This is a genomic window from Nocardia panacis (assembly GCF_003598715.1).
Lineage (GTDB): Bacteria > Actinomycetota > Actinomycetes > Mycobacteriales > Mycobacteriaceae > Nocardia > Nocardia panacis.
In genome coordinates this window covers 832654-858213 of the sequence record NZ_QZFU01000016.1, presented here as the reverse complement: position 1 = coordinate 858213, position 25560 = coordinate 832654, and the positions used below count along the sequence as shown (strand labels likewise).

Sequence of the window (25560 nt, the reverse complement as noted above, 5' to 3'; positions counted from 1 at the left end):
CTGTCCAAACTGCTGAAAAGCAAGATCGTCCTGTCGAATATCGGACTGGTGCTCGTGCTGGTCGTCGGCGCGTCGTACCTGATGGTGAGCGTCATGCGGGTCAATCCGATGCGCTCCACCTACGCCGTCACCGTGAATCTGGACCGCTCCGGCGGGCTGCAGCCCGGCAACGATGTGACCCTGCGCGGCTACCGGATCGGCAAGGTCTCCGAGATCAGGCTGGTCGACCGCGGACAGGCCATCGCCGCCGTCGCCCAGATCGAGAGCAAATACCGCATCCCGGTCGATACCGATATCGCGGTGCAGGCGCTGTCCGGTGCGGGCGAACAGTACATCGACTTCCGTCCCGGCACCGACCGCGGACCGTACCTCGGCGACGGCTCGGTGGTGCGCTTCGATCCCGCCAGGATCAAGACACCCACCCCGGTGTGGTCGGTCCTCGACGATTCCAGCGCGCTCATCGCACAGGTCGATCCGGAGAAATTCGGCGTCATCCTCAACGAGCTCGATACCGCGCTCAGCGCAGGCCCGGATCAATTGCGCGGCTTGGTCAACGGCATCAGCCTGGCCACCGCGGGCCTGGACAATCTGCTGCCGCAGACCAGCAATCTGCTCAACAACCTGCGTACCATCACCGAGACCACCTCGCACGCCCAGCCCGATCTGCAAACACTGACCCGCAACTCCGGCACCCTGTTCCAGCAGTTCAACAATGCCAACGCCGAACTGCGAGCCATCCTGGACTCCGCGCCCGAGCAGATGCGGACCCTCGGCGCGGTCCTCGATCGCACCGCCGACCCCATCACCAGCCTCGCCGCCAACTTCGCCGCCATCACCAAGGCCGCCCAACTGCGCGCGCCCGCGCTGCGCGCACTGTTCCCGTCGCTGGCCGTCGGAGCCGACGCACTCGGGGTACCCGCCTGGGACGGCGAATTCCACGCCATCCTCGACATCTGGCTGCGCCCCTTCTGCACCTATCCGAACTCCCAGCGCATCCGCAACGAGGTCGTCCAGGACGGCACCCTGCCCCGCTGGAACTACTGCGACAACCCGCCCCCCGGACAGGAAATCCGCGGCGCGGCCAATGCTCCCCGACCCGACGTGCCCAATAATGGCGCGCATATGCCGCCCGGTGTGGATCCCAACGAGCGGACCCTGCCCCCGGTGCGGTGAGTTCGACCCGGACCTGCGGTAACCCCCGCCTCCGGGCATACTCGCCGAGGAAAGCGAACCGGCTCGGTCCCGCGAGCCGGTCGGCCGATCGGCGCGCGGCCCGCGCGCCGGGAAAGTGCAGGAAATATCGATGCCTACCGACGACGCGACCGGTAAGGACCACGCGCGGCCCGAGGACACCGAATCCGACGCGTCATCGGAGGGGGTGGCGCAGGGCGCGTCCGCGGGGAAGGAGTCCGGGTCGGCTGACGAGGCCGGTGCGGCTGACGCCAAAGACACTGCGGTGGTCGCTGAGGACGCTGCGGCTGGGGTCGGGAAGCCTGCGGTTGACGCCGAGGACGCTGCGGTTGACGCCGGGAAGACTGCGGTGGTCGCTGAGGACGCTGCAGCTGAGGCCGGGAAGCCTGCGGTTGACGCCGAAGACATTGCGGTTGTCGCCGAGAACGCTGCGGCCGGTACCGAAGACGCTGCGGCAGAGTCCGATAAGTCGGTGGTCGATGGCACGAAGTCTGTCGATGCCGACGGGGCTGCCGCCGAACCCGTTGCGGTAGTAGGTGAAAAGAAGGCAGCCGACTCCGAGGGCCGTGCGACCGTCGTCGAAGAGTCCGCTGTGGCGAAGAAGCGGCCGACCCAGCGCGCGGCGGATTCCGATGTTCGGTCGAAGCGATCCGCGTTGTCGGAGGCCGGTCGTATCGGCGTCGGATCGGTGATCGCGGCTTTCGTCGCCGGTGTGCTGCTGGTGGCCGCGATTACCGCCGTGGTGGTGTTCTATCGGCAGGCGCACGACCGTGACGAGCAACTCGCCGCCCGCGACGGCGCGCTGAGCGCCGCCTGCGCCCTCGGCCGCGATATCTCGATCTACAACTACGACAGCGATATCGACGGCTGGTTCACCCGGATCAAATCGCAGTCGACCGGCGAGTTCCTCACCCAGATGGACAGCGCGGACAAGTACCTCAAGGAATCCATGGTGCGTTCCAAGGTGCGTTCCACGACCGACAAGGTCGACTGCGGATACGAGTCCGGCGACAAGGATTCGGCGCAGGTGATCATGTCGATGATCCAGACCCGCAGCAACTTCACCGATCAGGGCGGGGCCGACCGGGCGCTGGTGGTGCTCAATGTGACGATGCGTCGCGTCGATGGTCGATGGCTGGCCGACAAAATGGGTTCGCCGCTGCTCAGTGGTGGTCCGGGTATGCCGGGCGGCGTGCCGGTGCCGGGGCAGCAGGATGTCGGTCGGACCGCGACCAATCAGCCTGCTGATCCGAATCAGCCCGCAGGTCCCAATCAGCCCGCGGCACCCAATCAGGGTGCGGCACCGAATCAGCCCGCGGCACCGAATCAGGGTGCGGCGCCGAATCAGCCTGTGGCACCGAATCAAGGCGTGGTACCGAATCAGCCCGCGCCGGGCCAGAATTCGCAGCCCGCGCCGAATCGTTCCGCGCCGCAATCGGGTAACTGAGTCGAATCGGCTCCGCCGGTTCGCAGTAGCCGTGCCGCACGGAACCGAGCGACCCCCGGCGGGTGACAACTTGCCGGGGGTCGCTCGGGCGGGCCGACTACGGTCGCGCGCGACGGTTCAGAACAGCGTGAGCGCCTGAGGTGTCGCGGCGACCGTCTTCCCCGCGGCCCGCGGTCGGGTGGTCTGCTCGGGTAGGTCGTCCGGGGCGGAAATGACCAGCTCGTCGTCGTAGTCGGCGATGCTGAGGGCGGCCGCGCGGGCGGCGGCGCCTGCCAGGGTGTCGGCCTGCTCGTTGAAATAGTTGCCGACATGGCCGCGCACCCAGCGGAAGCGGACCGGACCGGGGCGGCCGGAGATGGCCCGGTCGATGCTCTTGATCAGCTCCGCGTTCTTGACGGTGCCGCCGCCCGAGGTGCGCCAACCATTGAGTCGCCAACTCGACAGCCACTCCGAGGCGCATTTGATCGCGTAGAGCGAATCGCTCTCGATCAGCAGCGGTTCCGGACCGGGATGGGCCTGGACGGCTTCGAGGACGGCGCGTAGTTCGGCGATCTGGTTGGTTCCGGTCGGCGCGCCGCCGCTCTGCGCGGAACCCTGGTGATTGACCCACGCCCAGCCGATGGCGCCGCCGGGATTGCGCAAGCAGGATCCGTCGGTGCTCACGATGATCATGGCCGCCACCCTACGCAATCCGGCCGACAAGATCGGTACCGTGGAATTCCTCTATCTCCCTTCGCAATTGGGATTCGGTGCGGCGCAGCGCGGTACGCACCGCCGCATCGACGAGCCCGCCGCACAGCCTGGCGAGGAGCCCTCGCGGGGCAGCGTACTCCGCTTCGGAAGTCAGTGCCGCGCGGCCGTAGCCGAGCGGATCGAAGCGCAGCCGTAGCGTGCCGGACAGGCGGCCGCGCAGCGTGTACGCGAGTACGGCATTGCGTCGGTACTCGGTGATCTCGCAGTCCAGGGTGGTGCGCCACGGGCCGAGACGCACGGCGGCGTGATAGGTCGCGCCGAGTCCGCAGTCCTGGTCGCCGCTGGGGGTGAAACGGGTGACGCCCGCCATCCACTCGGGGACGAACTGTGCGTTGTCGGCGTAGGTGAAGGCCACCTCGACGGGCGCCCCGACATCACTCGCGTACCTGATGCGGCCCATCGGCCCTCCTGATCGCCTGCCGCACGACCCGCCGGGGGAGGTGTCGGTGTCGCGCCGCCGCGGGTGCCACGGCTCGGACAAAAATACTACAGATTTCCTCTTTATTGAGGGTTTGCCGGAGATTCCCGGTCGGTGATCCGCTCGACGATATGGTCGGCGATGGGCAGCGCCGAGGTCGCCGCGGGCGAGGGGGCGTTGAGCACATGCACGGTGCGCGCGGTGCTCTCGATCATGAAATCGTGCACCAGGGTGCCATCGCGCAACACCGCCTGGGCGCGAATGCCCGCCTCGCGCGGCCGCAGGTCGGCCATCGTCAATTCCGGGCAGTACCTGCGACATTCAGCCAGGTAGCCGCCCTTGAACAGCGAGTTGCGCAGCTCGCGCAACCCGGTGGCGAAGTAGCGGCGGGCCACCCGGCGCATCCCTGGGAAACCCACGATGTCGCGGACATCGCGGGCGTCGAAGCTGCCCTTGCGATAGCCCTCTCTGGACATGCCGAGCACGGCATTCGGGCCGACTGTCAACGCACCGTCGATGGTGGGGCTCAGGTGCACGCCGAGGAAGGGCAGACTCGGATCCGGGATCGGATAGATCAGGGTTCGCACCAGATCGGCGCGCGCCGCGGGCAACTGGTAGTACTCGCCGCGAAAGGGCACGATGCGGAAATCGGTGCGCACACCGGCCAACCGGGCCAGACGATCGGCCTGGACACCCGCGCAGACCACCAGCGTGCGCGCCGTCCACCGGCCGGTCGGGCCGGAAATCGTGACGGCGTCGGCGGATTCGTCGATCGCGGTGACCTCGGCGGCGAGTTGGATGCGCCCGCCCGCCGCCCGGACCTCCTCGGCCAGGGCCTCGGTGATTCTGGTGTAGTCGACAATGCCGGTATCCGGGACGAACAGCGCGCCGACACCGGTGATCCGCGGTTCGCGGCGCCGCAGGTCGGCGGCATCGACAAACTCGACCTGTACGTCATTGCGGACCGAGCGCTCATAGAGCGCCATCATGCGCGCGTACTCGGCCGAATCCGTTGCCACCAGCAGTTTTCCGCAGGTACGGAAGGGGATGTCGTGGGCGGCGGCGAACTCCTTGGTCCGCGCCGCCCCCTCACGACACAGCCGCGCCTTCAGACTGCCCGGCTCGTAGTAGATGCCCGAATGGATGACGCCGCTGTTGTGCCCGGTCTGCTGACCCGCCAACCGCGGACCCTTCTCCAACACAAGCAGATCCGCCCCCGGATGCTGCTTCAGAATGCGGCGCGCGGTGGCGATGCCGACAATTCCCCCGCCGATGACGCAGTAGTCATACATGTGCCCACACAGTACTTTCCGTGCGGGCGCGGGGCCGGTAAGTCGGGATTGGTTCCGCTTACGCTCGCAGCGCCGGGATCGAGCCCCACTCCTCGCCGCCGTGCTGCGGAGCGGCGGAAGTTGCTGCCGGATCGGCGGTTTCGGTGGAGGTGCCGACTGCCTGTCGGGCTGGGGTCGGATTCAGTCGAAAGGCGTGCTCGCCGAGCGCGGGATCGGAGAACACCACCGAGACCGCACCGCGACCGGCATCGATCTCGGTGTGCAGGCTGGTATTCCCGGACCGGCCGCCCGGTACGAGCGCGTCGGTGTGCAGCGTCAGATCGAGGACGCCCGCGTGTTCCGGGGTGACCAGCACGCCGACATAGGCGCGGCCGAGCGGCACCCGCACGCCAAGCCACGGCGTGGCCTCCGGCGGCGGGGTGGCCGAATCATGCGGTGGGACTGCGGCTTCGGTGATCTCGGGCCGCTGCGGGTACGGCGACACGGCCTCGGGGAGCGCGACGGGCCGGACGTGACCGGGCAGGGGACGACTGTCGAGCGCGAGTACCGTCTCGGCGCGCACCGGCTCCGATTCGCGCGGCGCGGTGGGTGCGGGCGCGGTGCGGTTACCGCTCAGCGACTGCTGTGCGCCGACCATCTGGTTGCTGATGTAGGACCCGGCGGCCACCGTGAGCCCGAGGCTGGCGCCCGCTGCGAGAACGACCGCGGTGTGGCGCGCGATCTGGACCGGTGCGGCTGACATGATGCGTTCCTCCTCCGCCTGAATGCCATGCACTTGGCGGCCCGCATCATTGAAAGCCAACACGAGGCTACCGGGTGCGGCGCGCACCCCGCCGCTCGCATGCGATCGAGATCACAATCATCTGCGGCTACCTCGGTGAGTTCCCCCAGGAGGCCGGCCAAATTGAACAGAGCATCGGTCATTCAGGTTTCCACCCGCCGAAGGTTGGGTAAATCCTCCGATGTCGACGAGCGTCATTCTCGACTGCCACTCGAGACACCCCGGCCAACGGCGTCCGAAATGTCGCACGTACGGCGCACCCAAGTTTGGCGCTCGTCGGCGTCCTGCTTGTCGCGACAGGATTGTCGCGATCGGGTCGGGCATACCTCCGCTTCGCGCAGGTCTGAGGGCGGCTTCGCCGCAGGCGCCTATTCGGCGAACTGACCCGCTGCCCGCCCCGTGCCCGCCGGTCCGGCGAAAGCTTGGGCCAGGGTCAGCCATTCGGCCGCATCCGCGCCGATGGCCCGCAGTGCCAGATCGTCGGGGTGGCGGCGTTGGGTGACGAGCAGGCAGAAGTCGAGGGCGGGTCCGTGCACGCTCTGGGGCGCGTCGGCGGGTCCCCAGGTCCACACCTCGCCGTCCGGTGCGTCCAGTTCGATGCGGAATTCCGTTGCGGGAGCGGATTTTCCCTGCACCGAATAGGCGAAGTTCCTGGTCCGCACGCCGATATGGGCCACGGTGCGCAGTCGGGCGGTGGGTGTGCGGACGATCCCGAAGGTATCGGCCACATCCTGCCCGTGCGCCCAGGTCTCCATCATGCGGGCGCTGATCATCGAGGCGACGCTCATCGGCGGTCCGAACCAGGGCAGTTTGTGCCCCTCCGGCACCGCGCGCAGTGCGGCGTCGAGTGCGGTGCGTCCAGCGCGCCAGCGCGCCAGGATATCGGCGGGCGGGTCGACGGCGATCTGCTCGGCCGCCTCGTCGACGAAGCTCAGCGCGCGCGGCGCGGCGGCGGTGACCAGGGCCGCGAAGGCGTCCGCGTCGGTCGCGGCGCAGGTCGCCACCTCATCGGTCCAGGCCAGGTGGGCGATCTGGTGGGCGATGGTCCAGCCGGGTGCGGGGGTCGCGGCGCCCCACTGGCTCGCGGTGAGCGGGGCGAGGATGCGGTCCAGATCCGCGCATTCCGCGGCGTAATCCGCCAGTAGCGCGTTGATGTCGGCCATGGTGTCAGCTTCGCAGCGGCCCCATAAAAATGCAAGCACGCGTGCTTGTATTTACCAGCCGAAGAGAATCAGATGTACGGCGCCCACCATCAGGCCCAGCACCGCGCCGTGCAGGTAGAGCAGCCACGCGTCCTGCTCGACCGAGGCATAGAACATCTCCATGAACTCGCCCGGACTCAACTGCCGCAACTTGCGGGCTGCGAAATCATCGATCTGCTTGGCCTGCTCGCGCGCGAAATCCTCGTCCTCGACCAGCGCGGGCGCCAGATTCGTCACCGCGGTGCCCGCCGCGCCGAGACCGAGATTGTCGAACTGCCGTCGCCCGAACGCCGCCCTGACCACGGAGGTGGTGCGCCCGAGCTGACGATGAATCTCCTCGGAGATCAAACGCTCCAACAATTGACGAGTCTTGTCGCCATTGGGTCCCGAAAGCAGTTCGGTGGCCAAATTCGGCAGGGTCAACACCTGATATGCCAGGATATGCGCCAAATCCTGCGCCGCCTGCGGCTGCCGCTTGGCCAACAGCGCCTGCCGCCACAGGTAGCGGTAGCGCGGCTGCGGATCGCCCGGTTCGAACACCATCTTGATCGCGATCACATTCACCAGCACACCGATCAGTGCCGCGCTCAGCAGCAGAATCACCCAGCCCGGCACCCAGCCGAACACCGGAATGCGGTGGTGCACACTCATATACAGTGCCAGCAGCAATCCGAACGGCGCGCCGAGCAAACCGATCCGCACCATGAACCGCAACTCGGGGGCGGCGATCGTGGTGGTCAGATCCTTCAGGATCGTCGGATTCGCGCGCAGATAGCGGATAACGAAACCCTTGATATCGATGAGCTGATCGACATTGTCGCCCAGCGACTCGAAGGCTCGACGGCACAGCGCGGGCAACTCCCGCTCCACCCGCTGATACACCAGCTGCCGCAGGGTGCGCGGCACCCCGCGCCACAGATCCGGATTCTCCCGCAGCATCACCTCGTCGACCAGCGCGGGCACCTCCTGATGCGCCAGCACCGCGATGTAGTCGGCGATCGCCTCCAGATCCAATTCGTGAATGAAATCCCGCGGACTGCCGATCCGCAGCAGCGCCTTGTCCACGCAGATACTGGCCATCTTCTCGGCGCGGGCCGGAATGAAGCCCTGGAAACCCACCCTGGTCCCGTCGCCGGAGAAGGTCGGCAGCACCTGCATGCGGCGCGGCATATACGGGTACAGCACCGACAACCCCGGAACCCGCACACCACGAAACCGCACCGGCCAGAACAGCATGAGCACACCGGTCCAGTTGGTCAGCCAGCCCGCCAGCGCGGCGAAGAGCGGGAAGCTGATCAGATCGACCACCAGCTTCGACTGACCGGTCAGCGACTCCCAATCGACGAACACGCCCGCGCCGAGTGTGATCATCGCTGGGGTCTCCCTGGTCGAGGCGGCTGGCCCGGCTCACACTTCCATTGCGCTCTCCGCAGTGTCAACGTGGCGCTTCGAGAATCGGGCCGGTGGGGATGAGCCGGTCCAGCGGTAGGGTGCCGAGGCGCTGGAGTTCGTCCAGCAACCAGCGTTGCCTGCGGGTTTGCTGCCATTTCGGCACCGGGATCAGTTTGCGAGCGCGGCGGCGGCTGCGGCGGGTGACCAGCGTCGCCAGCTCCGGGGCCGGGGCCAAGCCGCGAGCCGCGGCGAACGGCGTCAACGCACGCAGCCAGACCCGCTCCGTGTGCAGCACCCAGACATACACCGCCGCGAACACCACGATATAGCCGAGCAGTTTGACGACGATCAGCAGATTCTCCAGACCGTCGGGACCCGGCGCGTCCCAACCGAAATGCAGTGCGCAGCCCAGCAGATACCAGGCCGCGAGCACCCCGATCCGGCGCGGCATCGCCCAATCGCGGCGGGCCACCGCCAGCACGATGCCGATCCCGGCGAACGCGGTGAACATCCAGTGCGAGGCCAGACCCGCGACGAACCGGACCACCCCGACCAGGATCGCGGGCGCGGCGCCGCCCTCGGCCGAGGCCACCCCGGCGTTCGCGGAATAGATGACATCCTCGACCACCTGAAAACCGAGCCCGGTGCAGGCGCCGAGCAGCAGACCCTGCATCGGGCGCACGAACACCCCGCGCCCCAACCAGGCGACCGTGAACACCCCGAGCCCCTTCACCCCCTCCTCGACGATCGTCGCCGAGATGGGCGCCTGCCAACTGTCGGCGAAACTCTCGCCCGCCAGACCCTGGATGATCCGCATCATTCGGTCGTTGGCGAACAGCGCGAGACCGGGACCGGCCAGCGCGCCCCACAGCAGGCCCATGATCATGCCGCCCCGGATCACCGTGCGTGCCCGGAGCCGGTCCAGCAGCACGATCAGCCAGCCGAACACCAGCAGCGTCACCACTGCGAACGGCGTGCCGACCGCCACCTGCACACCCGTCGCCGCCAACACGCCGAGCAGTTGCAGTATGAGTGCCGCCCACCCGATCAGCAGCGACAGCACATACACCCAGAACAGCGCCGACCCCGCCTGCCACCACCTCACGACGCCACCCGCAAACTGTCCACGATCGGGGCCAGCGCACCCGGCGTCGCATCGCGTCCCGCCAGCGCCACAGTCACCACCAGGTTGTCCTTGCCCACCACCGCGCACACCCCGGCCGCCTGCACCGCCTTGCACGTGTATCCGTGGAACCCGCCCGGATTAGTCACCGCACCCCCATCGAATTCGGCGTCGAACGCCTGCAATCCGAGCATTTCGCGCCGCCACCGTGCCGCACGCTCGAAATCCTCCACCCCGTTGGCCACCGTGACCAGCAGCACCACCCCACTCGGCCCGCGCAGCACCGCCGTGCCGCGGTCACCTGTCGTGCGTCGCTCCCACCCCGCCACCCCACCGAACCCGACGGTATCCGGCGACTCCCCCGCCGCGCTCACCTCAACCCGCTCCCCCGCCACAGCCACCCGCTCCGGCACTTGCCCCGCCACCCAGGCGGGCACCCCCACCACCCCCACCAACCCGCCCAAAACCCCCGCCGCCTGCCCCAAATCCCGAACCCGCATACCGCCCATCCTCATCCCTATCCGCCACTTCACCCCACACCGACGCGGAATCAGCCCGCACGCCTATTCGCCCTGAGCGAACTTCGTGGGAGGTGTGGAACAAAGGGGGTGGGGTGGGGGTTGAGTTGGTGACGCTCAAGTTTGGAAGGGGTCGATGTGACTACACCTCAGAAGTTGCCGGTGCTGTTCCTGACCGATCCGATCGTGCTGCCGGGCATGGTCGTGCCCATCGAGTTGGACGAGTCCGCGCAGGCCGCGATCGATGCCGCGCGCGCCGCCAAGGCGGGTCAGGTGCTGATCGCGCCGCGACTCGACGAGGGGTACGCGAGCTACGGCGTGGTGGCGACGATCGAGCAGGTCGGGCGAATGCGTGGTGGCGCGCCCGCCGCGGTGTTGAAGGCGGAGCGCCGGGCCAGGATCGGGCACGGGGTCACCGGCCCCGGCGCCGCCCTGTGGGTGGAGGCCGAACCGGTCGACGCGCCCGCCGCCGACGGCCGAACCAAGGAATTGGCCGCCGAGTACAAGAAGCTGGTGGTCTCGGTGCTGCAGCGCCGCGAGGCGTGGCAGATCATCGACGCGGTCAATCAGTTGACCGAGCCGTCCGCCATCGCCGACACCGCGGGCTATGCGCCGTACCTGACGGCGGAGCAGAAGCGGGAACTGCTCGAAACCCCCGATCCCGCACAGCGTTTGACCACGCTGATCGAGTGGACGAAGGCCCATATCGCCGAGGCCGAGGTCTCGGAGAAGATCAGCGACGAGGTCCGCGAGAGCATGGAGCGCTCGCAGCGGGAGTTCCTGCTGCGCCAGCAGCTCAACGCGATCCGCAAGGAATTGGGCGAGGACGAGCCGGACGGCGCCGAGGACTACCGGACCCGCGTCGAACAGGCCGAACTGCCCGAGCACATTCGGGAGGCGGCGCTGCGCGAGGTGGGCCGCCTGGAGCGCGCCAGCGATCAGAGTCCGGAGTCGGGGTGGATCCGCACCTGGCTCGATACCGTGCTGGAACTGCCGTGGGCGGTGAAAACCACCGATTCCACCGATGTCTCGGCCGCGCGTGCGGTGCTGGACGCCGATCACCACGGTTTGGACGAGGTGAAGGATCGCATGGTCGAGTATTTGGCCGTGCGTGCCCGTCGCGCCCAGCGCGGGTTGGAGTCGGTCGGCGGTCGCGGTTCCGGCGCGGTCCTGGTGCTGGTCGGTCCGCCCGGCGTCGGCAAGACCTCGCTGGGTGAATCGGTGGCGCGGGCGCTGGGTCGCAAGTTCGTCCGGGTCGCCCTGGGCGGTGTGCGCGACGAGGCGGAGATCCGCGGTCACCGCCGCACCTATGTGGGGGCGCTGCCGGGTCGGATCGTGCGCGCCATGAAGGAGGCGGGGTCGATGAATCCCGTCGTCCTGCTGGACGAGATCGACAAGGTCGGCTCGGATTTCCGCGGCGATCCGGCGGCGGCGCTGCTCGAGGTGCTGGATCCGGCGCAGAATCACACCTTCCGCGACCACTATCTGGATCTGGACCTGGATCTGTCGGATGTGCTGTTCATCGCGACCGCGAATGTCATGGACACCATCCCCGGCCCGCTGCTGGACCGCATGGAGTTGATCACGGTCGACGGGTACACCGAGGCCGACAAGGTGGCCATCGCCAGTGACTTCCTGGTGCCGCGTCAGTTGGAACGCAACGCGCTGACCGGCGCCGAGGTGTCGATCACCGGGGAGGCGCTGCGCGAGATCGCGGCGAACTACACCAGGGAGGCCGGAGTCCGGCAGATGGAGCGCCTGATCGCCAAGGCGCTGCGCAAGGCGGCGACCCGACTGTCCGAAGGTGCTACCGAGCAATTGACCATCGGTCTCGGCGACCTGAAGGACTACCTGGGCAAGCCGCGCTTCATGCCCGATTCGGTGGAGCGCACCGCGGTGCCGGGTGTGGCGACCGGCTTGGCGGTGACGGGCGTGGGCGGCGATGTCCTCTACATCGAGGCCAATGCCGCCGAGGGTGAGCGTTCGCTGACCCTGACCGGTCAGCTGGGTGATGTCATGAAGGAGTCGGCGCAGATCGCGCTGACCTACGTGCGCTCGCATCTGGCGGAGATCGGTATCGAACCGAAGGTGCTCGATCGCAATATCCACATCCACTTCCCGGCGGGCGCGGTGCCCAAGGACGGTCCGTCGGCGGGTGTCACCATGGTGACGGCGCTGGTGTCGCTGGCCCTGGGTCGTCAGGTGCGCGCGGATGTCGGGATGACGGGTGAGGTCACGCTGAATGGTCGGGTCCTGCCGATCGGCGGGGTGAAGCAGAAGTTGCTCGCCGCGCAGCGCGCCGGGTTGAAGACCGTGTTCATTCCGGCCCGCAATGAGCCGGATCTGGATGAGGTGCCCGCCGAAGTGCTGGACGCGCTCGAGGTCCGTCCGGTGGCGGAGGTCGCCGAGATCCTGGCCTATGCCATCGAGCCGGTGGCCGAGCCCGCGCTGGATCTGGCGGCGACCGCCTGATCAGGACGGCAGCCGCGCATCCTCCCTCGGGAGGGTGCGCGGCTGTCTTCGCAGCAGCACGCAGGACCCGATGAGGACTCCGGCGAAGACGAGGATGCAGCCGTTCATCAGGAGCGGCGCGACGGACCAGGTCGGCGGGAACATATACAGTCCGACCACCACCCAGTCCGGACTCCACCGCCAGGTCCAGGCGCCCTGGGCCGCGTAGAGCCCGGCGATCACGACCCACCACCAACTCTGTCGGGTGGCACGGTGCACGAGATAGACGAACAGCGGGACGAACCACACCCAGTGGTGACTCCACGAGAACGGCGAGACCGTGCAGGCCGCCATCCCCGACACGGTGACGGCCAGCAGTCGCTCCCCGCGCCGGTACAGCGCCGCCGCGACGAAAAGACTCAGCACGGCGACCGGTATCGCGATGAGCAGCCACAGCCACACCTGGGCCTGCTGCTGTCGGGCGAGATGGGCGAGCGCGCCGCGAATGGACTGATTGGCGGGATGACCGTCCGGCGCGATCCGGGTGGACTGGAAGAACGTGTCGGTCCAGTACTCGCGCGAATCGGCGGGCAGCACCAACCAGGCCAGCGCCACCGATCCGGCGAAGGTGACCACCGCCGTCGCGGCCGCGCGCCATTGCCGCAGCACCGCGAATTGCGTCACGTAGAACAGTGGAACGAGTTTGATGCCCGCCGCGAGTCCGACGCCGAGTCCGCGCAGCCTACTGCCCGGTGAACGGGCGAAATCCCACAGCACCAGCGCCATGAGCAGCAGGTTGATCTGGCCGTAGAACAGTGTGGTGCGCACCGGTTCCAGGAAGGTGCACATGAGGGCGAGCAGCGCGCTGAGCAGCACGAGCCTGCCATCGATGCGGTAGCCGAGGATGCGCCAGCACAGCAGGACGCAGGCGAAGAGGATCAGCAGGTTCAGGATCAGCGCGGTATTGGTGACCAGCGACCACGGCACGGCCGCGATGGGGAGGAAGGCCAGCGTGGAGAACGGCGTGTAGGTGTAGAACAGCCCGAAGATGCTCTCCTCGGTGTAGAGCGGGTTGCCGCGCAGGACTTTGAGCGCGCCGTCGCGGTAGACATGCACATCCAGGCCGCCCGCGAGGATCCCGGCTCGATTCATCCAGGGGTCGACGGTCGTGAAGAGGAGAACCATCGACAGCACCGCACCGATGGCAAGCAGGTAGAGCGCTGGGCCCGTGCGTGGAAACTCCAGCGAACGGGAATCGCGCACGAGGAATCAACCTACCCAAACATCGCGACGGGCGCACCCTTGCGCCCATGAGCCGCCCGGTTTGCCGCGTATGACATCGCCGTGCAAGCCCGGTGCAAGTCCGCACATCCACGATTTCCCCATGACCTCAACTGAACGCACCGCGGTCCTCGTCGCCGGCGGCGGACTGGTCGGACTGTCGACCGCACTGTTCCTCGAACATCACGGTGTCCCTTACGTTCTCGTCGAACGCAGGGAGCACGCCTCGGTGCTGCCTCGCTCGCGCGGCGTCCACACCAGGACCATGGAGATGTTCCGTCAAGTCGGTGTCGAGCGCCGGGTCGAGCAGGTGGGTGCGAAGGCGTTGCGGGCGGGCGTTTTCGGTGGTGCGCGCCAGGGCGCGACCATCGCCTCCGCGACGCGACTCGATCTCGGCAAGCTGCGCGCCGCGATGGCCAACGCCGCCGCGAGCCCCAGCGGCTTCTGCTTCGCACCCCAGGTGCTGCTCGAACCCGCGCTGGCCGACGTGCTGCGCGAACGCGGCGGCGATGTGCATTTCGGCACGGAGTTGACCGACTTCACGGTGCATGAGCGGGGCGTTGTCGCTCAAGTGCGGGACAATCAGGGCGAGAGCAGCATTCACGCCGACTATTTGATCGCCGCCGACGGGGCGAACAGTCCGATCCGGCAGCGGCTCGGTATCGACGGCTGGACCCTGCGACCGCGGACCCACTACATCAATGCCTTCGCGCGGGTGGACCTGACCGGTGTGCTCGGCGGGGAATCCTTCAGCCAGTGCGATATTCGCAATGACCGAGTGAATTGCCTGATTCTGGCCAAGAACAATACCGACGAGTGGACCTTCCATATCGAATACGATCCCGAACGCGAATCTCCGGCCGACTTCTCCGATGAGCGCTGCGTCGACCTGATTCGCGCCGCCATCGGTATCTCGGATATCGCGGTCGAGGTGCTCGCCAAAAGCGCCTGGGACACGGGGGTTTTCGTGGCGAGAGATTACCGGCGCGGTCCGGTTTTCCTGGTGGGCGATGCCGCGCACCGGCATTCGCCGTGGGGCGGTTTCGGCGCCAACACCGGAATCGCCGACGCGCACAACCTGGTGTGGAAGATCGCGTCCGTCCTCGCCGGAACGGCGGGTCCCGCTCTGCTGCACAGCTATACGGCGGAGCGGCAACCGCAGGCTTTCGTCGCGGCCGAACAGGCTTATCTCGGTGAGGATTTCGCCACCCGCTACGGTATCGCGACCGAGAACAATGCCGACGAACTGGCCCGACAGCTCGATTTCGGGGTGGTCATGAGCCAGTTCCGCTATGCCTCCACCGCGGTATTCGATTCGGCGGCCTCCCGGTGGCCTGCGTGGTCACACTCCGCTGCCTCCTCCGGCCACGTCGCTCAGCCGCCGGTACTCGATTCGGCGGCTTCCCGGTGGCCTGCGTGGTCACACTCCGTTGCCTCCTCCGGCCACGTCGCTCAGCCGCCGGTGTTCGGCGGCGAGTCGGCCGGGCATGTCCCGGAATTGACCGGTCAGGTCGGCACCCGCGTCCCGCACCTGTGGATCGATGCGGAGGAGCGCGTTTCTACTCTGGACCTGCCCGCGACCGGATTCGCGCTCTTGGTGGCGGGTCCGGCGGACGAGTGGCGGGATGCGGCGGCCGCGGCGCGGCAGGAAACGGGCATCGAGATCTCGGTGGATCAGCTTCCCGTCGAATCCTGGTGCGCTCGCACCGAATTGCCCGCGGGCGGGGCACTGCTGGTGCGGCCGGACATGATTGTCGCCGCCCGCTCCGATCGCGGTCTGGATCCGTCGTCGCTGCCTTCGGTGCTGCGGGTGATCACCGGTCTGGGTGCGAAAGAGGAACGGTCCGAGGCCGATCCGGTCGCGGCGCGATCGGCTTAAACCGCCGGGCGGCGGCGCAACCACGCCCAGAACGAGCGTCGGGGCGGTTCGGGATTCTCGGCGAGGATGTAGCCGGAGCCGACCTGCCCTTCGACGTGGAGCAAAGGCAGATGCGGCAGCGCGGGCGCGGTCAGTTCGTCGCGGATCTTGCCGCTGGTGATGTCGACGCGATCGGTATTGATCTGCCAGCCGCGCGGCACGGTCAGGCGCAGCGAGCCGGACCGGATACTCACCTGGACGGCCACCTCGGCATGCGGACAGAATGCGTCGGTGAAATCGAGGTGGACCGGCCCGGAAGTGGCCTCGACCACGATCCGATCCGGCACGATCCAGCGCCCGGATTTGGTCCGCGATCCGGATTTGGTGCGCAATTCCACGGGCGCGATATCGGTGAGTGCGGGCAGGTCCGCGGTCACGGCGGCGAGTTCGGCGGCCGTCCGAGCGGCATAGACCACGACCAGGCGTCGATCGAGTTCGAGCACATCGAAGCGGCCCTGCTCCAGCGCGAAGCGCAGCCGCTCGGCGGTCTGTTCGCGCGCGAGATCGTCGATCCCGGCGGGTGCCCGTTCGGGCGCCGGAATCGGCAGGTTGTTCTCGGACTCGGCCATCGGTTGTCCCCTCGCTGAGAGTCTGTCGAATCCTACGACGCGCGGCGGATACCTGTCCGGTGCTACCGCTGCATCAGGTAAGAACGGGTATATGCCCAGGTGGCTGCTGCACGTGGATCTCGATCAGTTCCAGGCGGCGGTGGAATTCCGCCGCCATCCCGAACTGCGCGGACTTCCGGTGATCGTGGGCGGCAATGGCGATCCGACCGAATCGCGCAAGGTCGTCACCTGCGCGTCCTATCCGGCGCGGGCCTACGGGGTGCGGGCGGGTATGGCGTTGCGCTCGGCCCTGCGCAAATGCCCGGAGGGGATCTTCCTGCCCCTGGATATGGCCGCGTACGAGGCGGCTTCGGAAGAGGTCATGGCGCTGCTGCGCACCTTCCCCGGACAGGTGGAGGTGTGGGGGTGGGACGAGGCGTTCTCGGCCGTCGACACCGACGATCCCGAGGCATTGGCCGCCGAGATCCGCACCGCCGTCGCGACCTTGGGACTGACCTGCGCCATCGGCATCGGCGACAACAAACTCACCGCCAAACTGGCCACCGGATTCGCCAAAGCCTCGCACAAGGATTCGGCCGAACCGAATATCGCCGCCGCGGCGGGCATGTTCCGACTCACCGCCGCCAACTGGGCGCAGGTGATGGCGCACCGTCCGACGAACGCGCTGTGGGGTGTCGGGAACCGGATCGCGGCCCGGCTCGCCGAACTCGGCTATCACACTGTCGGCGATCTGATGGCCGCCGACCGGGGCCGCCTCGCCGCCGAATTCGGGCCGAATACCGGCCCGTACCTGTGGGTGCTCGGGCGCGGCAAGGGCGATACCGAGGTGCGCACCGAACCTCGGATTCCGGTGGGGCGCAGCAAATCCGAGACCTTTCCGCACGATCTGACCGAGCGGGCGCAGGTCCGCGCTCAGGTGGCCAGGCTGGCGGGTGAGGTGGCGGCGGAGATGGTCGCGGCGGGGCGCGTCCCGATCCGGGTGTCGGTCACCGTACGCACCAACACCTTCTATACCCGCAGCAAACAGGAGAAATTGGCCGCGCCGGCCACCGACGTGTCCGAGATCGTGGCGGTGGCCCTGCGCATCGTGGATCGTTTCGAACTGGATCGGCCGGTGCGGCTGCTCGGTGTGCGGCTCGAGCTCGACCCGCGATGAGATCCCGGCTCGTATGCTCGTCGCATGGACTTCTGGGCGATGGTGGCACACGAGTCGGACAGCGGGATCGTGCTCACGCGTCAGCGGGTCGGCGAGGATTTCCTCGGACCGGGCGAGGTCACGATCAAGGTGCACTACACGAGCGCGAACTATAAGGACGCGTTGGCCATCACGCCCGGTGGGGGCGTGGTGCGCGGATATCCGATCGTGCCCGGCATCGATATCGTCGGCGAGGTGCACGCCTCGGAGGTGGCGGATTTCGCGCCGGGCGATCCGGTGATCGCGCACGGCTACGAGATCGGCGTCTCCCGCAATGGCGGCTTCGCCGAATATGCCAGGGTGCCCGCCGAATGGGTGGTCAAGCTCGACACCTTGAATCTGCGGGATGCCGCCGCCCTCGGCACCGCGGGCTTCACAGCAGGGCTCAGCGTGCGAACCCTGCTGGATCACGGGCTCACTCCCGGCGACGGCGCGGTGCTCGTCACCGGCGCGACCGGTGGGGTGGGCAGTGTGGCCGTCGATATTCTCTCCGGCCTGGATTTCGAGGTGATCGCCTCCACCGGTAAGGCCGACGCCGCCGATCTGCTCGCCGAACTCGGTGCGAACCAGGTGATCGGCCGCCTGCCGGAGGATCCGGCCGCCAAAACGCGCCCGCTGAGCACCGCCCGCTGGGCAGCCGCCGTGGACAGCGTGGGCGGTAAATCCCTGGCCTACGTGCTCAGCGCGATCGGTTACGGTGGCGCGGTCGCCGCCAGCGGCCTGACCGGTGGCCCGGACCTACCGACCACGGTGCTGCCCTTCATCCTGCGCGGCGTCGCCCTGCTGGGCATCGATTCCGCCTTCCACCCCATCGACAGCCGCCGCGACCTGTGGTCGGAACTCGGCAAAGAACTCCGCCCCCAGCACCTTTCCCGTCTGGAGAACTACGCCCCGATCACCGAGGCCGAGAAGGTGCTCCGCGCGCTGCACGCGGGCACCCACTCCGGCCGCACCATCCTCGGCGTGGCGGGCGAGTTCTGAATTCCCCACGCGGGCCTCATGCGGCGGCGGTGACGGGTTCGTCGGCGAACTGGGTGCGGTAGAGCTCCGCGTAGCGGCCCTCGGCGGCGAGCAGTTCCAGGTGGGGGCCGCTCTCGACGATGCGGCCGTCCTCGATGACCAGGATCCGGTCGGCATTGCGGATGGTGGAGAGCCGGTGCGCGATGACCAGTGCGGTTCGGCCCGCGAGCGCCTCGGCCAGTGCCTCCTGGACGGCGGCCTCCGAGGTGGAGTCGAGGGAGGCGGTGGCCTCGTCGAGTATCACCACCCGGGGCTGCTTGAGCAGCAGGCGGGCGATGGTGAGGCGTTGGCGTTCGCCGCCGGAGAGGCGGTAGCCGCGTTCACCGACCACGGTGTCGAGGCCGTCGGTCATATTCGTGACCAGGTCATGTAGGCGTGCGCGCTCGAGCGCGTCCCAGAGTTCGGCTTCCGTGGCCTCGGGGCGAGCGAGCAGCAGATTCTCCCGGACCGTGGTGTGGAAGAGGTGACCGTCCTGGGTGACCAGACCGACGGTGTCGCGCAGGGACTCGGCGGTGAGTTCGCGGACATCGGCGCCGTTGAGTCGGACCGCGCCGGCATCCACCTCGTAGAGGCGCGAAACCAGTTGGGCGATGGTCGATTTCCCGGCGCCGGAGGAGCCGACGAGCGCGATCATCTGACCCGGCTCGGCGCGCAGGGAAATGCCGTGCAGCACCTCGACCCCGCCTCGGGTATCCAGGGTCGCCACATCCTCCAGCGAGGCGAGCGACACCTTGTCGGCGGCCGGGTAGGCGAAGCTCACATTATCGAATTCGACCGAAACCGGGCCTGCCGGAACGGGTTTCGCTCCGGGTGCGTCCTGGATGAGCGGTTCGAGATCCAGGATCTCGAAGACTCGCTCGAAACTCACCAGCGCCGACATGACATCGACGCGGGCACTCGCCAGCGCGGTGAGCGGACTGTAGAGGCGGGTCAGCAGCAGCGAGAGCGCCACCACGGCGCCCGCGTCCAACTGGCCGCGCAGCGCGTACCAACCGCCGAGTCCGTACACCAGCGCCACCGCGAGCGCCGAGACCAGCGTCAGCGCGGTGACGAAGACGGTCTGCAACATGGCGGTGCGCACGCCGATATCGCGGACCCGGCCCGCGCGCAGCGCGAATTCGGCCGATTCCTGCCCTGGTCTGCCGAACAGTTTCACCAGCGTCGCACCCGGCGCGGAGAAACGCTCCGTCATCTGGGTGCTCATGGCGGCATTGAGTTGGGCGGCCTCGCGCTGGATACCCGCGACCCGGTCCCCGATGCGGCGCGCGGGCAGCATGAACAGCGGCAGCAGGATCAGCGCGAGCAGGGTGATCTGCCAGGACAACCGGATCATGACGACGAGGGTGAGCAGCAGCGTCACGATATTGGTGACTACCCCGGACAGTGTGGAACTGAAGGCGCGCTGCGCGCCGATCACATCGTTGTTGAGCCTGCTGACCAGCGCGCCGGTGCGGGTGCGGGTGAAGAAGGCGATGGGCATGCGCTGCACATGATCGAATACGGCGGTGCGCAGGTCCAGGATCAGGCCCTCGCCGATCCGCGCCGACAACCATCGGATGACAACGCCGAGTCCGGCATCGAGCACCGCGACCAACCCGATGATCGCCGCGAGTGTCGCCACCGAACCGGGTGCGGAATGCCCCACGATGTCATTGACCACCCGCCCGGCCAGGACCGGATTGGCCACCGCCAACAGCGCGGACACCACACTGAGCACCAAGAACCCCAGTAGCGGCCCTCGATGGGGTCGCGCGAAACGCAGGATTCGTCGCGCTGTGGCTCGACTGAAACCACGGCGATCCTCGGGCGCATGCGCCTGCCGATACAACTGGCTCCACGCCACCGATTCGATACTCATTAGCCGTCCTTCCGCGCTGCGGATCATTCAATCCGCCCCCGCCGACACTAGAACCTCAACAAATATTGAGGACAAGTATTTCCCCGTCGGCGTAATGGGCACGGCCTAGGCTGACGGGATGGGCGAGGGTCGGATGGTGTCCGCGCTGGTCGGGCGGATCGATGGGGTCGTGGATGGGTCGATGCGCAGGAGGGTGGAATATTCCGGCGACGCGTCGAACTATCGGGTGCTGCCCGAGGCGGTGATATTTCCCCGCAGCGCGGCCGATATCGGTGTGGTGCTCGAATTCGCCAGGGCCGAAGGGATTTCGGTCACGGCGCGCGGGGCGGGGACCTCGGTGGCCGGGAATGCGATCGGGTCCGGATTGGTGCTCGATTTCAGTCGGTATATGGATGGCATCGCCGAGATCGATGTGGCGCGGCGGGTCGCGCGGGTGCAACCGGGAGTCGTGCTCTCGCGGTTGCAGGCGGCGGCGCGTCCGCACGGGCTGCGATTCGGGCCGGACCCGTCCACCCAGAATCGGTGCACGCTCGGCGGCATGATCGGAAACAATGCCTGCGGGCCGCGGGCCGTGGCTTGGGGGCGCACCTCCGATACGGTGCGGGAATTGCGCATCCTGGATGGGACCGGCACGCAGCGAATCCTCGCCAATGACCTGTCCGCCGTAGCGGGACTCGCCGAATTCACCCGCGCCAATCTGGCGACACTGCGGACCGATTTGGGCCGATTCGATCGCCAGGCATCCGGATACGGGTTGGAACATCTACTGCCGGAACGAAATTCGGCCGTGGCGAAATCTTTCGTCGGATCCGAGGGCACCTGCGGTGTGCTGCTGGAGGCCACCGTCGACCTGGTGGAATTGCCGCGTGCGACGGTGCTCGCGGTGCTCGGCTATCCCGATATCGCCGCGGCCGCGGACGATATCGCCGCCGTCATGGCCTGTGCGCCACTCGCGGTGGAAGGAATCGACGCGCGCCTCGTCGATGTGGTGCGTGCCCATCGCGGGGCGGTGCCCGAGCTGCCGCGCGGGGACGGGTGGTTGTTCGTGGAACTGGCCGGGGTGAGCGCGGCGCACGCGACCGCCAAGGCGGCGCGGCTTCGTCGATCGGTCGCCGCACTCGATACCAGGATTATCACCGATTCCGCTGCGGCTGCGGCACTTTGGCGAATCAGGGCCGACGGCGCCGGGCTGGCGGGGCGCACACCGGATGGTCGAGCGGCCTGGCCGGGCTGGGAGGACGCGGCGGTTCCGCCCGAACGCCTCGGCGACTACCTGCGGGACTTTGCCGACCTGACCCGACAGCACGGTGTGGACGGCCTGCTCTACGGCCATATGGGCGACGGATGTATCCATGTCCGCCTCGATCTGCCGATCGCCGACGCGCCGCGGCGTTTTCGCGCCTTCCTGTTCGACGCGGCGGAACTGGTCGTCGGCTACGGCGGATCGCTCTCGGGTGAACACGGTGACGGACGAGCCCGCTCGGAACTGTTGTCGGTCATGTACTCCCCGGCGGTGCTGGAGGTATTTGCCGGATATAAGGCGCTTTTCGATCCCGACAATGTGCTCAATCCCGGTGTACTGGTCGATCCGCGCCCGCTCGATGCCGATCTGCGCCTCGCCGGACTGCGGAAGATTCCGAGCGCGGGCGGTTTCGCGTTCCCGGAGGATCGCGGCGATATCGGCGCCGCCGTGCATCGCTGCGTCGGTGTCGGAAAATGCCGCGCGGCAGGCGATTTCATGTGTCCGTCCTATCTCGCCACGGCCGATGAGAAGGACAGCACCCGTGGGCGTGCCCGCGTGCTACAGGAAGTGGTGCGCGGCGCGCTCCCCTGGTCGGATCCGGCGGTGGCCGAATCCCTCGATCTGTGCCTGTCCTGCAAGGCATGTCGCTCGGACTGCCCGGCGGGCGTGGATATGGCCACCTACAAATCGGAGGCGCTGTACCGCCGCTACCGGCGCCGACCGCGTCCGCTGGATCACTACAGTCTCGGACAGTTGCCGCGCTGGCTCGCGCTCGCCACGCGAATTCCCAAGACCGTCAACGCACTCGCGGCAATACCGTGGCTGCGCAAGCTCGGGTTGCGCGCCGCGGGTATCGATGGCCATCGAGACGTACCGCGGCTGGCGCCGCGAGGTTTCCGCCGGAGCCGGCGGCAGGCGCCGGGCGACGAACCCGAGGTCATGCTGTGGATCGATACGTTCACCGATGCGTTCGATCCGGGAATCGCCTCCGCCGCTGTCGAATTGATCGAAGGGCTCGGCTATCGGGTGCGGATCCCCGAGCGCCGCGTCTGCTGTGGCCTGACCTGGATCAGCACCGGCCAGCTCGCGGGCGCGCGCAAGCGGTTACGCGCCACAGTGGAGGCGCTGAGCGAACACGTCGCCGCGGGCGGACTCGTCATCGGCCTCGAACCATCTTGTGCGGCGGTGCTGCGTTCGGATCTGCCGGAACTGCTGCCGGACGATCCGCGCGCCGCCGCCGTGGCCGCCTCGGTGCGCACCCTGGCGGAATTCCTCGCCGCGCATCCGGAATGGACGCCGCCGGACCGGACCGGCGATGCGGTGGTGGTGCAGCCGCACTGTCATCAGCACGCGATACTGGGCTGCGCGGCGGACCGGCAAATTCTGGAACGGGCGGGCGCCACGGTGACCGAGATCACCGGATGCTGCGGACTTGCCGGAAACTTCGGCATGCGCCGAGGCAAATACGGGATCTCCGCGGCCGTCGCCGAGAACGGTCTCCTGCCCGCGCTGCGCGCCGACCCGCAGGCGGTCCTGCTGGCCGACGGATTCTCCTGCCGCACCCAGGCGGCGGAACTGGCAGGCCGGCGGGGTCGGCATCTGGCTCAGTACCTGTTGGGGCGCTGACTGATCCGCCGGTCCGCGACGGGGCGGCGATCGGAGCCCGCGGCCCGACGGTGGCTCGGCGGCCGAGTGCTCAGCCGCCGAGTCACCGGACTCAGCTGCCGAAGGGGAGCGTGCCGGGCGGGATCTGGTACCCGGAGCTACCCGCGGACACAGTGCCCCAGGCGGCGAGCAGCCAATTTAGCAGGTTGGTGATCACTGAATACCTCCGTCGTGGCCCGTTCGGGCTGTTTGCCGATCGGGTGCGATATCGCCGCATTTCCGCGTCACGTTACAAAATCGGAGACATCATGGTGTTATATCTAATCGGTATATCCGTTATGTGAAATTCGTCGTGCAATAGGCGAATTCGGGAAATTCGGAACCCGACGTTCGCGGCGCGGGATGGGCGGGGAAGAATGGTGCCGATGACGAGCGTCGCGATCGAGAGCGCCCACCGCCGTGTCGTGGCGGTCGAGCGGCCGATCGATCTGGCGGCCACGCTGGCCCCGCTGCGGCGCGGCGCGGGTGACCCGTGTCATCGTGATACCCCTGATGGCGCGCACTGGCACGCCTCCCGCATGCCATCGGGTCCGGTCACCTACCGGCTGCGCCAGAGTCATCAGCGGGAGGTCGACGCGGCGGCATGGGGGCCGGGCGCGGCCGAATTCCTCGACGGACTCGACCGCATGCTGTGCCTGGACGAGGATGTCGCCGATTTCGCGCCGGAACATCCGAAACTCGTCGAGGCGCACCGTCGCCACCCCGGCCTGCGCATGCTGCGCACCGGACTGGTCTTCGAGGCGTTGGCGCCCGCCGTGCTGGAGCAGAAGGTGCACACCGTCTCGGCGCGCACCTCCTGGCGAACCCTGGTGCGCCGCTTCGGAACCGCGGCGCCCGGTCCTGCGGCGCAGGGTCTGCTGCTGGCGCCCGACGCGGAAACCTGGCGGCGCATCCCCTCGTGGGCCTATCACCGCGCCAATGTCGGCCCGCAGCGCGCACAGACCCTCGTGCGCGCCGCCCGCGTGGCCGAATCCCTGGAGCGCACCGCCGCTCTCGATCCGGTCGAGGCCACTCGCAGGCTGTGCGGTGTCGCGGGCATCGGTGTGTGGACCGCGGCCGAGATCGCCCAGCGCGCCTTCGGCGACCCCGACGCGCTGTCCGTCGGCGACTATCACCTGGCCGCGATCGTCGGTTGGACCCTGCTCGGTCGCCCGCTGGATGACGACGAAATGGTCGAATACCTCGAACCCCTTCGCCCCCACCGCTATCGAGCCGTGCGCCTACTCGAGATCAGCGGCCAGGCCCACCGCCCCAAATTCGCGCCGCGCACCCCGCTGACCGATCACACCTGGCACTGATCGCCGATCGCATCGAGAGATCCGATCCCGATCACACCGCGGTTGCGAGCGCACCCCGTGTCGATCATCGAGCGCCGCTGGAATCCGGCGTCGATCACGGTGGGCGCCGATCCGCGACCCACCGGGATTGGATCGCGAATCACCGTGCCCACCAAGGGATTACCGCAGTGTTTGTTTTGCGGGTTCCCGGTGGCCTACGTGGTGACACTTCGTTACCGCCTCCGGCGCTCGGCAGCGTCTAGACCGGATAGCGCAACGCCCGCTCGTCGAGCACGCATTTGCCCGCCTCGACCAGTGTGGTCCTGGCACGCCGCCGCACCTTGCACCGGTCGACCGTGCAGTCGAGATGCAGTTGCATCGCGGTGTGCGCCTGCCGGGTGTTGATCGGGCCTGGATCGCGGCCGCAGATGAGCAGGTCGGTGGTGTTCACCGGCATTACTCGGCCTCCCAAGGGGTTCGGCCGTCGACCGTGTCGGTGCGGGTGTGGCCGGGTAGGTAGGCAGGCGCCCGACCTTCGTGTCCTGCGCTCCGCGTCGGTCGGGTCGGCCGCGCCGACGATGCCCGATGCGGAGATGAATCGCTGGTCATCAACGACGACCCTATGACGTGTACAGCCATGACTCCTCGTTCCTGCGTGGCGACTGGTGAAGCGTGCCCGGAGATTTCGCGGAGCGGGGGGACGGTGCGCTCCGCTCCGGGCACACTCTCAGCACACCACAGGATCGGCCCCAAAAGGCATGGTTTTTCCAAGTCTGCAGAATTGGCGCGAATTCCCAGCACAAAACCCATTGGGGGGAGGAATATTCTCCATTATGGGTGGGAGCTGTTGTTTCCCCGCCCAAGATGGTTCATGAATCGCCCTGTGCCCGAGTGAGATCGGTGAGTCGAGCGAATCGTTCGGGCGCGCATTTCGAGCAGGCGGCGTCAGCCGAGCACAGAACGGAG

The 25560-nt window shown here is 67.8% G+C and carries 20 protein-coding genes; 8 read left to right on the top strand and 12 right to left on the bottom strand.

The window, feature by feature from the left end:
• Together D5S18_RS12115 and D5S18_RS12110 are read left to right on the top strand one after the other, a co-directional pair.
• A complete protein-coding gene (locus D5S18_RS12115; RefSeq protein WP_439651114.1) occupies positions 1–1173 on the top strand; it encodes an MlaD family protein in 1173 nt (390 codons plus the stop codon).
• Between the two features lie 130 nt (positions 1174–1303).
• Positions 1304–2638, top strand: a complete 1335-nt coding sequence (locus tag D5S18_RS12110; protein ID WP_147403938.1) for a hypothetical protein — start codon at positions 1304–1306, stop codon at positions 2636–2638.
• Between the two features lie 117 nt (positions 2639–2755).
• On the opposite strand, the gene D5S18_RS12105 is transcribed toward D5S18_RS12110, so the two are convergent.
• The 8 genes from D5S18_RS12105 to D5S18_RS12070 form a co-directional block, all read right to left on the bottom strand.
• On the bottom strand, positions 2756–3310 hold the full coding sequence (locus tag D5S18_RS12105) for a ribonuclease H family protein (protein ID WP_120040667.1): 555 nt from the start codon (positions 3308–3310) through the stop codon (positions 2756–2758).
• 10 nt (positions 3311–3320) lie between these two features.
• Positions 3321–3791, bottom strand: a complete 471-nt coding sequence (locus tag D5S18_RS12100; RefSeq protein ID WP_120039964.1) for an SRPBCC family protein — start codon at positions 3789–3791, stop codon at positions 3321–3323.
• Positions 3792–3892: 101 nt separating this feature from the next.
• Complete coding sequence (gene lhgD, locus D5S18_RS12095; RefSeq protein ID WP_120039962.1) at positions 3893–5101, bottom strand: L-2-hydroxyglutarate dehydrogenase; 1209 nt, start codon at positions 5099–5101, stop codon at positions 3893–3895.
• Positions 5102–5159: 58 nt separating this feature from the next.
• A complete protein-coding gene (locus tag D5S18_RS12090; RefSeq protein ID WP_147403937.1) occupies positions 5160–5843 on the bottom strand; it encodes a hypothetical protein in 684 nt (227 codons plus the stop codon).
• Positions 5844–6250: 407 nt separating this feature from the next.
• A complete protein-coding gene (locus tag D5S18_RS12085; protein WP_120039958.1) occupies positions 6251–7045 on the bottom strand; it encodes a TIGR03084 family metal-binding protein in 795 nt (264 codons plus the stop codon).
• 51 nt (positions 7046–7096) lie between these two features.
• Positions 7097–8455 (bottom strand): DUF445 domain-containing protein, encoded by a 1359-nt coding sequence (locus D5S18_RS12080; RefSeq protein WP_120039955.1) that lies wholly within the window; start codon positions 8453–8455, stop codon positions 7097–7099.
• A 64-nt stretch (positions 8456–8519) separates the two neighbouring features.
• A complete protein-coding gene (locus D5S18_RS12075; protein WP_120039952.1) occupies positions 8520–9581 on the bottom strand; it encodes a PrsW family intramembrane metalloprotease in 1062 nt (353 codons plus the stop codon).
• Positions 9578–10099 (bottom strand): hypothetical protein, encoded by a 522-nt coding sequence (locus D5S18_RS12070; RefSeq protein ID WP_158607857.1) that lies wholly within the window; start codon positions 10097–10099, stop codon positions 9578–9580. The genes D5S18_RS12075 and D5S18_RS12070 overlap by 4 nt, the downstream gene beginning before the upstream one ends.
• A 180-nt stretch (positions 10100–10279) precedes the next feature.
• Between D5S18_RS12070 and lon the strand changes: the two genes are divergently transcribed.
• Positions 10280–12589 carry an endopeptidase La gene (gene lon, locus D5S18_RS12065; RefSeq protein WP_439651113.1) on the top strand — a complete coding sequence of 770 codons (2310 nt, stop codon included), beginning with the start codon at positions 10280–10282 and terminating at the stop codon, positions 12587–12589.
• Here lon and D5S18_RS12060 read toward each other — a convergent pair whose 3' ends face one another.
• On the bottom strand, positions 12590–13753 hold the full coding sequence (locus tag D5S18_RS12060) for a glycosyltransferase 87 family protein (protein WP_120040665.1): 1164 nt from the start codon (positions 13751–13753) through the stop codon (positions 12590–12592).
• Positions 13754–13952: 199 nt separating this feature from the next.
• Between D5S18_RS12060 and D5S18_RS12055 the strand changes: the two genes are divergently transcribed.
• A complete protein-coding gene (locus D5S18_RS12055; RefSeq protein ID WP_120039946.1) occupies positions 13953–15728 on the top strand; it encodes an FAD-dependent monooxygenase in 1776 nt (591 codons plus the stop codon).
• Here the strand turns inward: D5S18_RS12055 and D5S18_RS12050 are convergent.
• Positions 15725–16336 (bottom strand): DUF1707 domain-containing protein, encoded by a 612-nt coding sequence (locus D5S18_RS12050; RefSeq protein WP_120039944.1) that lies wholly within the window; start codon positions 16334–16336, stop codon positions 15725–15727. The two genes, D5S18_RS12055 and D5S18_RS12050, sit on opposite strands and share 4 nt — an antisense overlap.
• Positions 16337–16427: 91 nt before the next feature.
• Between D5S18_RS12050 and D5S18_RS12045 the strand changes: the two genes are divergently transcribed.
• Together D5S18_RS12045 and D5S18_RS12040 are read left to right on the top strand one after the other, a co-directional pair.
• Positions 16428–17492 carry a DNA polymerase IV gene (locus tag D5S18_RS12045; RefSeq protein WP_120039942.1) on the top strand — a complete coding sequence of 355 codons (1065 nt, stop codon included), beginning with the start codon at positions 16428–16430 and terminating at the stop codon, positions 17490–17492.
• A gap of 24 nt (positions 17493–17516) precedes the next feature.
• Positions 17517–18512 carry an acrylyl-CoA reductase family protein gene (locus D5S18_RS12040; RefSeq protein WP_120039940.1) on the top strand — a complete coding sequence of 332 codons (996 nt, stop codon included), beginning with the start codon at positions 17517–17519 and terminating at the stop codon, positions 18510–18512.
• A 16-nt stretch (positions 18513–18528) separates the two neighbouring features.
• On the opposite strand, the gene D5S18_RS12035 is transcribed toward D5S18_RS12040, so the two are convergent.
• Complete coding sequence (locus D5S18_RS12035; RefSeq protein ID WP_120039938.1) at positions 18529–20409, bottom strand: ABC transporter ATP-binding protein; 1881 nt, start codon at positions 20407–20409, stop codon at positions 18529–18531.
• Positions 20410–20527: 118 nt separating this feature from the next.
• Between D5S18_RS12035 and D5S18_RS12030 the strand changes: the two genes are divergently transcribed.
• Positions 20528–23278 (top strand): FAD-binding and (Fe-S)-binding domain-containing protein, encoded by a 2751-nt coding sequence (locus D5S18_RS12030; RefSeq protein ID WP_239003690.1) that lies wholly within the window; start codon positions 20528–20530, stop codon positions 23276–23278.
• Between the two features lie 404 nt (positions 23279–23682).
• The gene (locus tag D5S18_RS12025) at positions 23683–24615 is read left to right on the top strand and encodes a DNA-3-methyladenine glycosylase family protein (protein ID WP_120040661.1); all 933 of its coding nucleotides are present in this window, start codon (positions 23683–23685) and stop codon (positions 24613–24615) included.
• A gap of 238 nt (positions 24616–24853) precedes the next feature.
• Here the strand turns inward: D5S18_RS12025 and D5S18_RS12020 are convergent, their stop codons facing one another.
• On the bottom strand, positions 24854–25051 hold the full coding sequence (locus D5S18_RS12020; protein WP_120039936.1) for a hypothetical protein: 198 nt from the start codon (positions 25049–25051) through the stop codon (positions 24854–24856).
• Positions 25052–25560 lie beyond the last annotated feature (509 nt).

What these genes read in the sequence shown, in the direction of transcription:
- D5S18_RS12070 (WP_158607857.1), bottom strand. Translation starts at nt 10,099, where the DNA reads ATGCGGGTTCGGGATTTGGGGCAGGCGGCGGGGGTTTTGGGCGGGTTG.
- D5S18_RS12080 (WP_120039955.1), bottom strand. Translation starts at nt 8,455, where the DNA reads ATGATCACACTCGGCGCGGGCGTGTTCGTCGATTGGGAGTCGCTGACC.
- D5S18_RS12040 (WP_120039940.1), top strand. Translation starts at nt 17,517, where the DNA reads ATGGACTTCTGGGCGATGGTGGCACACGAGTCGGACAGCGGGATCGTG.
- D5S18_RS12020 (WP_120039936.1), bottom strand. Translation starts at nt 25,051, where the DNA reads ATGCCGGTGAACACCACCGACCTGCTCATCTGCGGCCGCGATCCAGGC.
- lhgD (WP_120039962.1), bottom strand. Translation starts at nt 5,101, where the DNA reads ATGTATGACTACTGCGTCATCGGCGGGGGAATTGTCGGCATCGCCACC.
- D5S18_RS12100 (WP_120039964.1), bottom strand. Translation starts at nt 3,791, where the DNA reads ATGGGCCGCATCAGGTACGCGAGTGATGTCGGGGCGCCCGTCGAGGTG.
- D5S18_RS12030 (WP_239003690.1), top strand. Translation starts at nt 20,528, where the DNA reads ATGGGCGAGGGTCGGATGGTGTCCGCGCTGGTCGGGCGGATCGATGGG.
- D5S18_RS12105 (WP_120040667.1), bottom strand. Translation starts at nt 3,310, where the DNA reads ATGATCATCGTGAGCACCGACGGATCCTGCTTGCGCAATCCCGGCGGC.
- D5S18_RS12055 (WP_120039946.1), top strand. Translation starts at nt 13,953, where the DNA reads ATGACCTCAACTGAACGCACCGCGGTCCTCGTCGCCGGCGGCGGACTG.
- D5S18_RS12050 (WP_120039944.1), bottom strand. Translation starts at nt 16,336, where the DNA reads ATGGCCGAGTCCGAGAACAACCTGCCGATTCCGGCGCCCGAACGGGCA.
- D5S18_RS12085 (WP_120039958.1), bottom strand. Translation starts at nt 7,045, where the DNA reads ATGGCCGACATCAACGCGCTACTGGCGGATTACGCCGCGGAATGCGCG.
- D5S18_RS12035 (WP_120039938.1), bottom strand. Translation starts at nt 20,409, where the DNA reads ATGAGTATCGAATCGGTGGCGTGGAGCCAGTTGTATCGGCAGGCGCAT.
- D5S18_RS12060 (WP_120040665.1), bottom strand. Translation starts at nt 13,753, where the DNA reads ATGGTTCTCCTCTTCACGACCGTCGACCCCTGGATGAATCGAGCCGGG.
- D5S18_RS12110 (WP_147403938.1), top strand. Translation starts at nt 1,304, where the DNA reads ATGCCTACCGACGACGCGACCGGTAAGGACCACGCGCGGCCCGAGGAC.
- D5S18_RS12045 (WP_120039942.1), top strand. Translation starts at nt 16,428, where the DNA reads ATGCCCAGGTGGCTGCTGCACGTGGATCTCGATCAGTTCCAGGCGGCG.
- D5S18_RS12090 (WP_147403937.1), bottom strand. Translation starts at nt 5,843, where the DNA reads ATGTCAGCCGCACCGGTCCAGATCGCGCGCCACACCGCGGTCGTTCTC.
- D5S18_RS12025 (WP_120040661.1), top strand. Translation starts at nt 23,683, where the DNA reads ATGACGAGCGTCGCGATCGAGAGCGCCCACCGCCGTGTCGTGGCGGTC.